The following is a 13,000-nucleotide window of genomic DNA, read 5'->3' as shown; positions in this document are numbered from 1 at the left end:
CCGGCGAGAGGTCTGAGTGAAACAGACGTGAGTTTCGACGGTGTTTCACGCGGCGGCAACAGGGCGGCAACACGACGTGTTTAGCGTTGCCGCATGAGAGAGGTGCTGTCGATCGCGGCCGACTGGGTGCGGGAGCGGCGGCCGTTCGCGCTCGCGACGGTGGTCGACGTCGCAGGCAGCGCGCCCCGCGGAGTGGGCGCGGCGATGATCGTCGACGGTGAAGGTCGCATCGCCGGCAACGTCTCGGGCGGTTGCGTCGAATCCGCCGTCGCGGCCGCGGCGCTGGAGTGCCTCGACGACGGCGCAGTCCGTGCACTGCACTTCGGCATCGCGGGTGATGCGGTGTTCGAAGTCGGGCTCATGTGCGGCGGATCGATCGAGGTCGTCGTGCAGCTCGTCGAGCCCGACGGCGACCTGGCCGGGGCCCTCTGCCTACTCGAAGGGCGCGAGCGGGCAGGCATGCCCGCGACGCTCACGCTGCCGCTGGAGGCGGGCACCTCGCGTCGCCCCGTCGTCGTGACGGCAGACCCCGGCGTACCCGATGCCGCCGTGGTCGAGGTGCTGCACGAGCGCGACCGCCCGCCCGAGCGGGTGCTGCGCGTCGGGGTCGGCTCGCCGCCGCGACTGATCATCGTCGGAGCCGTCGAGTTCGCCGTCGCGCTCAGCCGGCTCGCGATCGCGACCGGGCGTCGCGTCACCGTCGTCGACCCGCGTACCGCGTTCCTCACGCCCGACCGGTTCGCCGGCGCCGAACTCGTCGCCGCGTGGCCCGACGCCTACCTGCGCGGGGCTGAGCTGGACGGGCGGACCGCGGTGTGCGTGCTCAGTCACGATGCCAAGCTCGACGAGCCCGCGCTGACGGTCGCCCTGGGCTCCGCCGCCGGCTACGTCGGGGCGATGGGGTCGCGGTCGACCGATGCCGATCGGCGTTCGAGGCTGGCGCGGGCCGGTGTCGCGTCGCGAGATCTGGAGCGGCTGCGCTCGCCCATCGGGCTCGATTTGGGCGGCCACACCCCCGACGAGACCGCGCTGTCGATCCTCGCCGAGATCGTGGCGGTGCTGCGCGGCGGGAGCGGCTCGCCATTGCGGGAGCGGACCGGTCCGATCCACGGCAACCACGCCGGTCTGACGGTCGCTGCGGCACCTGGCGTCGCGTGCGGGGTCGCACCGTCGTGACCACTGTCGGGATCGTGCTCGCCGCGGGGGCGGGCACCCGCTACGGGCTGCCGAAGGCGCTCGTCAGCTGCGACGACGGCACGCCATGGCTGCACCGGGCGGTCGCCGCGCTGCGCGGCGCAGGATGCGATCCGGTCCTCGTCGCACTCGGCGCCGAGCGCGACCGCGCGAGCAGACTGGTGCCGGCACGCGCCGACGTCGTCGAGGTGCCGCGCTGGCGCGACGGCATGGCGGAGTCGCTGCGAGAAGCGCTGCGTGCCGCAGACGCGACCGACGCCGACGCGGCGGTGATCGTGCCGGTCGACACCCCCGACCTGCCGGCCGCGGTGGTCGCCAGGGTCGCGGCCGGTGCGACGGCGGCATCCCTCGCGCGCGCCGTCTACCTGGGCGCGCCCGGGCACCCGGTGCTCATCGGGCGTGCCCACTGGCACTCGGTTGCGGCGAGCGTGCGCGGCGACCGCGGTGCCGGCGACTACCTCGCGGCGCACGGGGCGCGCAGCCTCGAGTGCGCCGACCTGTGGCACGGCGCCGACATCGACCGGCCAGCGGGCACCTGAGCGCGAGAAACCAGATCTGCGCGAGAAATCACCGCACGCGCGGTGCGTCGCGTCGGCTGTGGTTTTTCGCGGGCCGAGCGCGGGTCAGGCGACGGATGCCGCGAGCGACGCGACGGCAGACGTGAAGAATGTGAGTCCGTCGACGCCGGAGCGCATGGCCTCGGCAGTGTCGGGACCGAATCCGGGTTCGACTGCGTGCTCGGGGTGCGGCATGAGGCCGACGACGTTGCCGCGCTCGTTCGTGAGGCCGGCGATGTCGTCGAGCGACCCGTTCGGGTTGACGCCGAGGTAGCGGAAGGCGACCAGGCCTTCGCCCTCGATGCGTGCGAGGGTCTCGGCGGAGCAGGTGAACCCGCCGTCGCCGTTCTTGAGCGGGATGACGATCTCCTGGCCCTCGTCGAACCCGTTCGTCCACGCCGTCGACGCGTTCTCGACGCGCAGGCGCTGGTCGCGGCGGATGAACTGCTGGTGGGCGTTTCGGATCAGACCGCCCGGCAGCAGGTGCGCCTCGACGAGCATCTGGAAGCCGTTGCAGATGCCGAGGATCGGCATGCCCTTGGATGCGGCATCCTTCACTTCGGTCATGATCGGCGCGACGGCCGCGATGGCGCCCGCACGCAGATAGTCGCCGTAGCTGAACCCGCCGGGCAGCACGAGCGCGTCGACACCGTCGAGGTCGTGCGAGCCGTGCCACAGCGCGACCGGCTCGGCACCCGCGAGGCGGACGGCGCGCTGCGCGTCGCCGTCATCGAGCGAGCCGGGGAAGGTGATGACCCCGACGCGCGCGGTCACTCGACGACCTCGATGCCGACGACGTCTTCGATGACCGAGTTGGAGAGGATCTCGGCCGCGATCTTCTCGACGTCGGCGAGGGTCTGCTCGTCGGCGGTCTCGACCGTGAGCTCGAACCGCTTGCCGATGCGAACACCGTCGATGCCGGCGTGACCGAGACGGGTCAGGGCTCCGGCGACGGCCTTTCCCTGCGGATCCAGCAGCTCGGCCTTGGGCATGACGTCGACGACGATGGTGGGCATGAAAGACTCCGGGACTCGCGGATGGGATTCGCGTCCAGTCTAGCCGCGGCGCACCGTCTGCCCGGTGCCGCCGCAATCCGTCCGCCCGGCGGCGGCTGCCGGCGCGATCACGGGTTCGGCGTGCCGCACGTGCCAGTGCCGTGATCGAAGCGTGACCCACGTGGCGGCGGTGCACCCTTGACACCGTGGGAGCGCTCCCGTAGCGTCGGCACCACCACGATGAGAGCGCTCCCACGAGGGGTGTGGCAGCGAACCAACCGTGGTCACCTGCACCGCCCACACCACAAAGGAGTGACCTGTGAACACCCGAGCCCTGCGTCGAACCGGCCTCGCCGTCGGCGCCGTCACCGTCTCCGCGCTCGCCCTGTCGGCCTGCGGCGGCGGCGACACCGCCGCAACGCCGGATGCCGATCCGGACGAGCCCATCGAACTCACCCTGGCGACGTTCAACGACTTCGGCTACACCGACGAGTTGTTGCAGCAGTACATGGACGACCACCCGAACGTGACGATCGTGCACAACCGCGCCGCCGAGTCGGGCGACGCACGCGCAAACTACTTCCAGAAGCTCGGCAAGGGCGGTCTCGCCGACGTCGAGGCCGTGGAGATCGACTGGTTCGCCGAGGCGATGCAGTACAGCGATCTGCTCGCCGAGGCCCCGGACTCCGTCAAGGGGCGCTGGCTGGATTGGAAGGAGGCGGCAGCGACCGACGCCGATGGCAGGCTCGTCGGATTCGGCACCGACATCGGACCGCAGGCCGTCTGCTACCGCAGCGACCTGTTCGCCGAGGCCGGGCTGCCGTCCGACCGTGCCGAGGTCGCGGCGCTCTTCGACGGCGACTGGGACAACTTCCTCGACGTGGCCGATCAATACCGCGAGGCCACCGGCCAGCCGATGATCGACTCCGCCAACTCGGTGCTGCAGGGCATCGTCAACCAGATGGAGTACACCTACACCGAAGCCGACGGTACGGTCATCGCGACCACCAACCCCGAAATCCAGGCTGCCTACGAACTCGTCGTGGAGCGGGCCATCCCCAACTCGGCATACTCCGGTCAGTGGAGCGATGACTGGTTCGCCTCGATGGCCGGTGGCGAGTTCGCCGCGATGCTCTGCCCCGGATGGATGCTCGGTGTCATCGAGGGCGGCGCACCGGAGGTCGCCGGTTGGGACATCGCCGACGTCTTCCCGGGCGGTGGCGGCAACTGGGGCGGCTCGTACCTGACGGTGCCGGCCGACGGCGACAACGTCGAGGCGGCGCTCGCGCTCGCCGACTGGCTCACGGCGCCGGAACAGCAGATGCAGGCGTTCGAGAGCGCGGGCACCTTCCCGAGCCAGACCGAGGCGCTGGAGGGTGACGAACTGGCCGCTGCGACCAACGCCTACTTCAACGACGCGCCCACCGGCGAGATCCTCAGCAGCCGGGCCGATGCCGTGACGGTGGCGCCGTACAAGGACGAGAACTACTTCACGTACCACGACGGTCTGCAGAACGCGGTGAACCGGGTGTTCGACGGCCTCGAAGACGCCGAGACCTCGTGGAACACGTGGGTCGCCGAGGTCGAAGCGCTCTGACCACACCGACCGCCCGACCGGGTGGTGCGCGCGCCCACTGCGCCGCGCGCACCACCCCCGGGCGTTCGCCCGCCCGTACGACCCGACCCGGAGCACTCTCGTGACAGCCACCGACACCCGTCCGTCCGGCCGACCCGCCGCGCCGCCGACGCCCACGCGACCCGCACGCGTGCTGTCGTTCTCACAGCGGTTGAGCAAGTGGGATCTGAAAGTCTCGCCCTACCTGTACATCTCACCGTTCTTCATCATGTTCGCGATCGTGGGGCTGTTCCCGATCGTGTTCACCGCCGCGATCTCGTTTCAGAACTGGGACCTGGTGCGCAACTCCGGTGAGTTCGTCGGCTTCGACCAGTACGCATGGATCCTGGCGAATCCGCAGTTCTGGACGGCGCTGCGCAACACGTTCAGCATCTTCCTGCTCTCCAGCGTCCCCCAGCTGATCGCGGCCGTGTTCATCGCCGTGCTGCTGGACCGCAACATCCGAGCCAAGACCTTCTGGCGCATGAGCGTGCTCGTGCCGTTCGTGATGGCGCCGGTCGCCGTCGCGCTGATCTTCTCGAACATGTTCGGCGACAACCACGGTCTCGTGAACAACCTGCTCACCGACTGGTTCGGCATCGCGGTCCCGTGGCACAAGGACCCGTTCTGGAGCCACATCGCCATCGCCACGATGGTCAACTTCCGCTGGACCGGCTACAACACCCTCATCCTGCTCGCCGCGATGCAGGCGATCCCCCGCGACTACTACGAGGCGGCCACCGTCGACGGCGCGGGCGCGATGCGCCAGTTCTTCAGCATCACGCTGCCGTCGCTGAAGGCGACGCTCATCTTCGTCATCATCACCTCGACCATCGGCGGCCTGCAGATCTTCGACGAGCCGCGCATGTTCGACAACACCGGCCAGGGCGGCTCGGCTCAGCAGTGGCTGACCATCACCCTGTTCCTCTACAACATCGGCTGGGGCGAATGGAACTTCGGTCGCGCCGCCGCGCTGGCGTGGATCCTGTTCCTCATCATCCTGGTGATCGGGCTGATCAACCTCGTCGCCACCCGCACACTCGTCAGGGACGAGGGGAGCCGCTGATGGTCACCGCAACCGACACCACCACACCCCCCGCACGACCGGCAACCGGTTCGCGCACGGTGCGCATCCGCGGCCGGCGAGCCGGGTTCTGGGTCTACCTCGCGCTGGTGATGGTGCTCATCGGCTCACTGTTCCCGTTCTACTGGTCCCTTTTGATCGGCTCCGGCGATGCCTCGACGCTGAACGACCCCGACATGTCGTGGTGGCCCGGGGGCAACTTCCTCGCGAACGCCGCCACCGTGGTCAGCGACCCGGCGGTCAACTTCTGGCGTGCGTTGTGGAACTCCATCTACAGCTCGGCACTCATCGCGCTCTCGGTGGTCGTGTTCTCGACCCTGGCCGGATGGGCCTTCGCCAAGCTGCGGTTCCGTGGCAGCGGTCCGCTGCTGGTGTTCGTGGTCGCGACGATGGCCGTGCCCATGCAGCTGGGCGTCGTGCCGCTGTACATCCTGTTCTCCGACCTCGGATGGACCGGCGAGATCGGCGCTATCATCATCCCGTCGCTCACCAGCGCCTTCGGGGTGTTCTGGATGACGCAGTATCTGCGTCAGTCGGTGCCCGATGAGCTGATCGAGGCAGCCCGGGTCGACGGCGCGAACTCGCTGCGCACCTTCTGGACGGTCGGGATGCCCGCGGCCCGCCCCGCCGCGGCGATGCTGGGCCTGTTCACCTTCGTGACCGCGTGGAACAACTTCTTCTGGCCCTTCATCGTGCTCGACCGGCAGGACCCGACCCTGCCGGTGGCGCTGTCGCTGCTGCAGTCCAACCACTTCGTGGACTATTCGATCGTGCTGGCTGGCGTGCTGCTGTCGACCATTCCGCTGCTGATCCTGTTCGTGTTCGCGGGCAAGCAGCTGGTCAGCGGCATCATGGCCGGAGCCGTCAAGGGATAACCTTCGCTGGGGCCGCCGCGCGCATCCCCCCTGCACGTCGAGAGGATCACGTCGATATGTCGTCGCACCCACCCCGCCCGTTCCCGCCCGGATTCCTGTTCGGGGCGGCCACTGCCGCGTATCAGATCGAGGGCGCCGCCTTCGAGGACGGCCGCACCGCATCGATCTGGGATGCGTTCAGCCGCGTGCCGGGCGCGGTGATCGACGCCGACAACGGCGACGTCGCGTGCGACCACTACCACCGGTATCGCGATGACGTGCGCCTGATGGCCGAACTGGGTCTGCAGACCTATCGGTTCTCGGTGTCCTGGTCGCGGGTGCGGCCCGACGGCGGCGCGGTCAACCCCGCCGGTATCGACTTCTACTCGCGGCTGGTCGACGAACTGCTCACCGCCGGCATCGTGCCCTGGTTGACGCTCTACCACTGGGACCTGCCGCAGGCGATCGAGGAGCGCGGCGGCTGGACCGCCCGTGAGACCGCCGACCGCTTCACCGAGTACGCGCTCGACGTGCACGACGCGCTCGGCGACCGCGTCGCGAACTGGACGACCCTCAATGAGCCGTGGTGCTCGTCGTTTCTGAGCTACACCGCGGGCATCCACGCTCCCGGGCGGTACAGCGTGCGCGACGGGATGCTGGCATCGCACCATCTGCTGCTCGGGCACGGGCAGATCGTGCAGAACCTGCGTGCCCGCGACGCGTCACTGAAACTCGGGCTCACCCTCAACCTCACCGTTGCCGACCCCGTCGATCCCACCGATGCCGGCGATCTCGACGCGGCGCGGCGCATCGACGGACAGTACAACCGCTGGTTCCTCGATCCGATCTTCCGCGGCTCTTACCCCGCCGACGTGCTCGAGGACATCCGCGCGGTCGAGCCCGATGCGGTCGCCGCCTTCGAGCACGCCGTTCGCCCGGCAGACCTCGAGACGATCTCGACACCGCTGGATACCCTCGGGGTGAACTACTACCACGGCGAGTACGTCGGCGGCAGCGCGCCGGCTGAGCCACCCGCAGGTGGCGACGCGCCGACCGACCGGCCGGTGCGCTCGCCGTTCCCGTCGCACGAGGGCATCCACTGGCACGAGCGGGGCCTGCCGCGCACCAGCATGCACTGGGAGGTGCAGCCGGAAGGCCTGACCGCACTGCTGCAACGCGTGCAGCGCGACTACACGGCGGCCGCCGGTGTGCCGCTGTACGTCACCGAGAACGGCGCCGCCTACGACGACGAGCCGGTGACCGCCGAGGGGCGCACGCGGGTGCCCGACCCCGAGCGCACCGAGTTCGTGCGCCGCCACCTGGGCGCGATCGTGGATGCGCTCGATACCGGCGTGGACGTGCGCGGCTATTTCTACTGGTCGCTGCTGGACAACTACGAGTGGGCCTGGGGGTACGCCAAACGGTTCGGCATCGTGCGCGTCGATTACGACACCCAGCAGCGGACGATCAAGGACTCCGGCCACGAGTACGCTCGAGTCATCGCCTCACGCGCCATCGACGTCGCACTCGCGAGCGGGGGAGGCGTGGGAACGGAGGACGAATGAGCACTGCCGCCCTCCGCGGCACGGTCACGATCGAGGAGGTCGCCTCGGCGGCCGGAGTCTCGCGCTCGACCGTGTCGCGTGTGGTGAACGGTTCCACGGGGGTCAGCCCGGCGGCTCTCGCCGCCGTCGAACGGGCCATCGCCGACCTGAATTACGTGCCCAATCGTGCCGCGCGCTCCCTCGCGAGCCGCGCGAACCTCGCGATCGCACTGGTCGTCCCCGAAGACGCCGCGCGAGTGTTCGGCGACCCGTTCTTCGCGTCGATCGTCACCGGCATCAACGCCCGGATCAGCCGTTCCGAGTACGTGCTCAACCTGATGATCGCCAGCGACGATCCGCACGACAAGACATCGGCGTACGTTCGCAGCGGCGCCGTCGACGGGGCGATCATCGTGTCGCACCACACCAGCGACGCGTTCATCGACCGCATCGCAGCGGCCGTGCCGGTGGTGTACGGCGGGCGCCCCGTGCAGCCACGCGACGCTGCCTACTATGTCGATGTCGACAACGTGCGCGGTGGCCACATCGCCACCGCGCACCTGATCGAACGGGGCCGTCGTCGCATCGCGACCATCACCGGACCCGCCACGATGCCTGCCGGTATCGACCGGCTCGCCGGGTACCGTGCCGCGTTGGCCGATGCCGGACTGGCGGAGGGGCCGATCGCCGACGGCGACTTCACCGTCGACGGCGGCGCATCGGCGATGCAGGAGATTCTCGACGGCGGACAGCCGTTCGACGCCGTGTTCGTCGCCAGCGACCTCATGGCGCGCGGAGCGCTGGCCGCGCTGACCCGGTTCGGCCGACGGGTGCCTGAAGACGTCGCCGTCGTCGGCTTCGATGACTCGCCGATGGCCGTCAGCAGTACGCCCGCGCTCACCACCATGCGTCAGCCCTCCCGCGCGCAGGGCGAGCGCATGGCCGATGTGCTGATCGCGCTGCTCGCCGGTGACCATCCGCCGCAGGTCAGCATCCTCGACACCGAGCTGATCGTGCGCGACTCGTCCTGACCTGGCACCCGCGCCGCGCCGCTCAGGCGACGGTCGCGTGCAGGGCGTTGTTCCAGGGGTCGTCGAACGCGAGGGTGCGGCCGTCGTCGCGGGTGCGGATGCCGTGGTGCGACAGCCGCTCGCCGAGCGCTCCGAGGCTGTCGGCGTCGGGCAGGGTGAGATCGACGCGGCCGAGGCCGAGTGCGGGCATGCGGGGGCCGGCGCCGCGCGAGTTCCACACGTTCATGGCCATGTGGTGGTGGTAGCCGCCGGCGCTGACGAACAGCGCCTGATTGCCGAGTTCGGCGGTCGTGTCGAAGCCGAGCGCGTCGACGTAGAACGCGCGCGCCGACGCGACATCTCCGACCGAAAGGTGCACGTGGCCGATGGTCGCGGCATCCGTCGCCGTCGCGCCGTTGGCTGCAGCCTCGGTCAGGTGCTCGCCGAGGAACGCGTTCGGGTCGAGGTACAGGGTCGCCATCTCGACCTGGCCGTGCGTCCACGACCACTCCGTGCGGGCGCGGTCCCAGTAGAGCTCGATGCCGTTGCCCTCGGGGTCGGTGAGGTAGAACGCCTGGCTGACGAGGTGGTCGGCGCTGCCGGTGAAGGTCTGCGGCGCGCGTTGGGCGACGCTGTAGAGCGCTGCCGCGAGGGCTGCCTGCGACTCGAACAGGATCGCGGTGTGGAACAGTCCCGCTGACCCCGGCGCGGCGTGACGCAGCGACGGCTCGTGGCGCAGCACGACGAGGGGCCGCCCGGCGCGGCCGAGCGTGACCGTGTCGCCCGCGGCATCCAGCACCTGCAGGGTCACGACGTCGCGGTAGAACGCGGTCTGCGCGTCGAGGTCGCCGACCAGCAGCGTCACCGCGCCCATCGAGGTCGCTGACGCCAACCGCTCCTGAAGCTCACTCACACGCATGCACAACGCGCCGCGGGTTCCGGCCATTCCCGTCGCGTGTCCAGAACGCGCGGATGTGCGGAGGTGAGCATGCGCGTGTCTTGGATACTCGACGAGATTGGATGCCGGGGTCAGTCCTTTTGGACGTCGCCGCCGAGCTGGCCGATCGGCACGATGGGGCCGCCGTCGTCGGCGCCGGTCTTGCGCCAGCGGGCGATCGCGTTGCCGCCGTGGTAGATCGCGAGCGCGGCGAGGGTGCCGAGCACGATGCCGCCGAACTGCAGCTGCCCCCACGTCATGGTGAATCCGGCGATCGCGACGACGAACGCGACGGCGACCGTGTACTGGTTGACGGGGCGCGAGAAGTCGACCTGGTTGTCGACCCAGATCTTGATGCCGATGACGCCGATGAGGCCGTACAGCGCGGTGGTCACCCCGCCGATGACGCCGTTCGGGATCGTGAAGAGGATCTGCCCGACGACCGGCGAGAACGACAGCAGCACCGCGATCGACCCGGCCACCCAGTACGCGGCGGTCGAGTAGATGCGGGTCGCGGCCATGACGCCGATGTTCTCGCCGTAGGTGGTCGTGCCCGAGCCGCCGAAGGCGCCGGCGATCGTGGTGGCGACACCGTCGGCGACGAGCGCGCGGCCGGTGCGCTGGTTGATCGACGGGTCGCCCGTCATGGTCGCGACGCCGCGCACGTGCCCGACGTTCTCGGCGATGAGCACGAGCACGACCGGCAGGAACATCGGCAGCAGCCCCCACGCGACGGGGTCGGCGAAGGACGGCAGGTGGAACTCGGGCAGCCCGAACCACTTGCCCTGCTCGACGAGCTCGCCGACCGCGGTGAAGTCGACCTTGCCCATGAGCACCGCGACGATGTAGCCGACCACGACGCCGAGGAAGATCGAGATGCGGCCGAGGAATCCGCGGAACAGCACCGCGAAGAGGATGCAGGCCACGAGCGTGACGGTGCCCAGCAGTGCGTCCGCTTGGAAGTTCTGCCACGCGACCGGCGCGAGGTTCAGGCCGATGAGCGCGACGATCGCACCCGAGACGACCGGGGGCATGAGCTTCTCGATCCAGCCGGTTCCGGTGGCCTGCACCAGGAAGCCGACACCGGCCAGCAGCACACCGGCGATGAAGACGCCGACGAGCGCCTGCCCGATCTGCTCGGGCGTCTCAAGCGCCTGCCCGCCGTTGAGCGCGGTGATCGGCGCGATGAACGCGAACGACGACCCCAGGTAGCTGGGCAGCTTGTTGCGCGTCAGCAGCAGGAAGAGGATCGTGCCGAGGCCCGAGAACAGCAGCGTCGTCGAGACCGGGAAGCCGGTCAGCAGCGGCACCAGGAACGTCGCGCCGAACATCGCGACGACGTGCTGGGCGCCGATCGCGATCGTCGAACCCCAGCCGAGGCGCTCGCTGGGCTTGACGACCGCGTCGGGCTGGATGCGGCGACCGTCGCCGTGCAGGGACCAAACGGGCATGGGTGTGCTCCTCAGGGGGGGTGGGGGTGCCTGCCATCAGCGTAGCTGGGAAACCGCTGAGTGCCCGGCAGCGACGGGGGCGACGAGCGCGTCAGGCGGTGAGCAGGTCGAGCAGTTCGCGGTACTTGTCGGCGGTGCGGGCGACGATCTCGGCAGGCAGGGCCGGCGGGGTGCCCTGCTTGTTCCAGGCCGCGGCGAGCCAGTCGCGCACGATCTGCTTGTCGAAGCTCGCCATGCGCTCGGCCGGCGTCGTGCCGGTGCGCCAGGCCTCGGCATCCCAGTACCGAGACGAATCGCTCGTGAGCACCTCGTCGGCGAGGGTCAGCACGCCGGCGTCGTCGAGGCCGAACTCGAACTTCGTGTCGGCGAGGATGAGGCCCTTCGCCTCGGCGGTCGCGGCCGCGCGGCGGTAGATCTCGAGCGACGCATCGCGCAGCTGCGCGGCACGGTCGGCGCCGACGAGTTCGACGGCCTGCGCGAACGAGATGTTCTCGTCGTGCTCGCCGAGCGGCGCCTTGTAGGCGGGGGTGAAGATCGGTTCGGGCAGCCGGTCGCCGTTCTCAAGCCCATCGGGCAGGGCGATGCCGCACACGGTGCCGGATGCCTGGTACTCGGCCCAGCCAGAACCCGTGAGGTAGCCGCGCACGACGCACTCGATCGGCTGCATGTCGAGCGCCTTGACGATCATCGCGCGATCGGCGACCGCGGCGGGCGGGGTCGCGCCGGGCACGAGGTGATTGGCGATGGGCAGACCGCCGTCGGCGCCGGCGAGTTGGTCGAACCACCACAGGCTGAGGGCCGTGAGCAGGGCGCCTTTGCCGGGGATGCCGGGGTCGAGCACGTGGTCGAAGGCGCTGACGCGATCGCTTGCGACGACCAGCATCCGGTCGGCGGTCTCGATCGTCTCGCCTTCGGGCAGGTACAGGTCGCGCACCTTTCCGGAGTAGGTGTGGGTCCAGCCGGGCAGGGTGGTCGCAGCATCCGTCACCCGCCCATTATCGACCGCGCGCGGCCGATCCTTCGACCGCGCTGGACTGAAGCGCGGTTCAGCGGCAGGATGTGTGCGGGGAGGTCGAATGCCGCGCACCGAGGAACAGAATCGGATCATCCGCGAGCAGTCTCGCGCACGCCTGGTCGGCGCCGCGTTCGAGGTGTTCGCCGAGAAGGGGTACCACGACGCGAGCGTCGCCGACGTGACCGCGCGGGCCGGGGTCTCGCAGGGACTCGTGAGCTATCACTTCGGCGGCAAGCAGCAGCTCGTCGAGGCGGTGCTCGAGGAATGGCTCGCCGACGTCGAGCGGCTGGCGCACCTCGAGGGGGATGCCGATGAGCGCTTGCGTGCGGTGATCGAGCTGTCGCTGGATGCGACATCGAACATGCTGCCGCGCCATCGGATCGCGCTCTCGCTGGCCGTGCAGCCGTCGACCCATCACATCTTCGCCGAGGTCGAGGAGCGTCACGCCGAGGGGCTGGCCGTCGCCGAAGACGCGCTGCGGCGCATCTTCGACGAGCGCGGCGCCGCAGACCCGGCGCTGGAGGCGGTCATGCTGCGCAGTCTGCTCGAAGGGGTCGTCGCGAAGCGGTCGATCTCCGGCGAGAGCTACCCGCTCGACGCGGCTCGGCTATGGATTCTGCACCACTACGGGCTCGGCGTTGCACCCGCCGGCTCGGCGGCGGCAGAGGGGCGGCTGCGCGCAACCGGCACAGCCGTGGAATGAGGACGTTGCGCAGGTCGCAGCATCCGTGTATACGTTGACTG

Annotated in this window: 13 protein-coding genes; 8 read left to right on the top strand and 5 right to left on the bottom strand. The window is 69.8% G+C overall.

Annotated elements, in window-relative coordinates; genetic code table 11:
- Positions 1-93 precede the first annotated feature (93 nt).
- Positions 94-1,176, top strand: coding sequence for an XdhC family protein (locus ACSF8R_RS08670; protein ID WP_434811467.1), 1,083 nt, complete (start codon positions 94-96; stop codon positions 1,174-1,176).
- Positions 1,173-1,733: a nucleotidyltransferase family protein gene (locus tag ACSF8R_RS08665; protein ID WP_434811466.1), complete on the top strand. Its 561-nt coding sequence runs from the start codon at positions 1,173-1,175 to the stop codon at positions 1,731-1,733. Before ACSF8R_RS08670 ends, ACSF8R_RS08665 begins: the two co-directional genes overlap by 4 nt.
- Positions 1,734-1,817: 84 nt before the next feature.
- Here ACSF8R_RS08665 and purQ read toward each other — a convergent pair whose 3' ends face one another.
- Together purQ and purS are read right to left on the bottom strand one after the other, a co-directional pair.
- The gene (gene purQ / locus ACSF8R_RS08660) at positions 1,818-2,525 is read right to left on the bottom strand and encodes a phosphoribosylformylglycinamidine synthase subunit PurQ (RefSeq protein WP_434811465.1); all 708 of its coding nucleotides are present in this window, start codon (positions 2,523-2,525) and stop codon (positions 1,818-1,820) included.
- On the bottom strand, positions 2,522-2,767 hold the full coding sequence (gene purS / locus ACSF8R_RS08655) for a phosphoribosylformylglycinamidine synthase subunit PurS (RefSeq protein ID WP_434811464.1): 246 nt from the start codon (positions 2,765-2,767) through the stop codon (positions 2,522-2,524). Before purS ends, purQ begins: the two co-directional genes overlap by 4 nt.
- A 298-nt stretch (positions 2,768-3,065) precedes the next feature.
- Here purS and ACSF8R_RS08650 point away from each other — a divergent pair, with 298 nt between their 5' ends.
- From ACSF8R_RS08650 to ACSF8R_RS08630, 5 genes are all read left to right on the top strand, one after another.
- Positions 3,066-4,343, top strand: a complete 1,278-nt coding sequence (locus tag ACSF8R_RS08650) for an ABC transporter substrate-binding protein (RefSeq protein ID WP_434811463.1) — start codon at positions 3,066-3,068, stop codon at positions 4,341-4,343.
- A 100-nt stretch (positions 4,344-4,443) separates the two neighbouring features.
- Positions 4,444-5,427 carry a carbohydrate ABC transporter permease gene (locus ACSF8R_RS08645; RefSeq protein WP_434811462.1) on the top strand — a complete coding sequence of 328 codons (984 nt, stop codon included), beginning with the start codon at positions 4,444-4,446 and terminating at the stop codon, positions 5,425-5,427.
- Positions 5,427-6,320 carry a carbohydrate ABC transporter permease gene (locus ACSF8R_RS08640; protein ID WP_434811461.1) on the top strand — a complete coding sequence of 298 codons (894 nt, stop codon included), beginning with the start codon at positions 5,427-5,429 and terminating at the stop codon, positions 6,318-6,320. Before ACSF8R_RS08645 ends, ACSF8R_RS08640 begins: the two co-directional genes overlap by 1 nt.
- 56 nt (positions 6,321-6,376) lie before the next feature.
- On the top strand, positions 6,377-7,864 hold the full coding sequence (locus ACSF8R_RS08635; protein WP_434811460.1) for a GH1 family beta-glucosidase: 1,488 nt from the start codon (positions 6,377-6,379) through the stop codon (positions 7,862-7,864).
- Positions 7,861-8,874 carry a LacI family DNA-binding transcriptional regulator gene (locus ACSF8R_RS08630; RefSeq protein ID WP_434811459.1) on the top strand — a complete coding sequence of 338 codons (1,014 nt, stop codon included), beginning with the start codon at positions 7,861-7,863 and terminating at the stop codon, positions 8,872-8,874. Before ACSF8R_RS08635 ends, ACSF8R_RS08630 begins: the two co-directional genes overlap by 4 nt.
- Before the next feature lie 22 nt (positions 8,875-8,896).
- Here ACSF8R_RS08630 and ACSF8R_RS08625 read toward each other — a convergent pair whose 3' ends face one another.
- From ACSF8R_RS08625 to ACSF8R_RS08615, 3 genes are all read right to left on the bottom strand, one after another.
- Positions 8,897-9,772 (bottom strand): VOC family protein, encoded by an 876-nt coding sequence (locus tag ACSF8R_RS08625; protein WP_434811532.1) that lies wholly within the window; start codon positions 9,770-9,772, stop codon positions 8,897-8,899.
- 110 nt (positions 9,773-9,882) lie between these two features.
- Positions 9,883-11,241 carry a uracil-xanthine permease family protein gene (locus ACSF8R_RS08620; protein ID WP_434811458.1) on the bottom strand — a complete coding sequence of 453 codons (1,359 nt, stop codon included), beginning with the start codon at positions 11,239-11,241 and terminating at the stop codon, positions 9,883-9,885.
- Between the two features lie 91 nt (positions 11,242-11,332).
- A complete protein-coding gene (locus tag ACSF8R_RS08615) occupies positions 11,333-12,229 on the bottom strand; it encodes a phosphoribosylaminoimidazolesuccinocarboxamide synthase (RefSeq protein ID WP_434811457.1) in 897 nt (298 codons plus the stop codon).
- A gap of 88 nt (positions 12,230-12,317) precedes the next feature.
- Here ACSF8R_RS08615 and ACSF8R_RS08610 point away from each other — a divergent pair, with 88 nt between their 5' ends.
- Entirely contained in the window at positions 12,318-12,959 is a 642-nt protein-coding gene (locus ACSF8R_RS08610; RefSeq protein WP_434811456.1) for a TetR/AcrR family transcriptional regulator, read from the top strand.
- The last annotated feature ends 41 nt before the right edge of the window (positions 12,960-13,000 follow it).

The sequence above is a fragment of the Microbacterium sp. bgisy189 genome (genome assembly GCF_965345345.1).
Lineage (GTDB): Bacteria > Actinomycetota > Actinomycetes > Actinomycetales > Microbacteriaceae > Microbacterium.
Note: the sequence above shows the minus strand (reverse complement) of the source record. Positions and strands in the feature narration are given on the sequence as shown.

What these genes read in the sequence shown, in the direction of transcription:
- ACSF8R_RS08670 (WP_434811467.1), top strand. Translation starts at nt 94, where the DNA reads ATGAGAGAGGTGCTGTCGATCGCGGCCGACTGGGTGCGGGAGCGGCGG.
- purS (WP_434811464.1), bottom strand. Translation starts at nt 2,767, where the DNA reads ATGCCCACCATCGTCGTCGACGTCATGCCCAAGGCCGAGCTGCTGGAT.
- ACSF8R_RS08640 (WP_434811461.1), top strand. Translation starts at nt 5,427, where the DNA reads ATGGTCACCGCAACCGACACCACCACACCCCCCGCACGACCGGCAACC.
- ACSF8R_RS08635 (WP_434811460.1), top strand. Translation starts at nt 6,377, where the DNA reads ATGTCGTCGCACCCACCCCGCCCGTTCCCGCCCGGATTCCTGTTCGGG.
- ACSF8R_RS08630 (WP_434811459.1), top strand. Translation starts at nt 7,861, where the DNA reads ATGAGCACTGCCGCCCTCCGCGGCACGGTCACGATCGAGGAGGTCGCC.
- ACSF8R_RS08625 (WP_434811532.1), bottom strand. Translation starts at nt 9,772, where the DNA reads ATGCGTGTGAGTGAGCTTCAGGAGCGGTTGGCGTCAGCGACCTCGATG.
- ACSF8R_RS08620 (WP_434811458.1), bottom strand. Translation starts at nt 11,241, where the DNA reads ATGCCCGTTTGGTCCCTGCACGGCGACGGTCGCCGCATCCAGCCCGAC.
- ACSF8R_RS08610 (WP_434811456.1), top strand. Translation starts at nt 12,318, where the DNA reads ATGCCGCGCACCGAGGAACAGAATCGGATCATCCGCGAGCAGTCTCGC.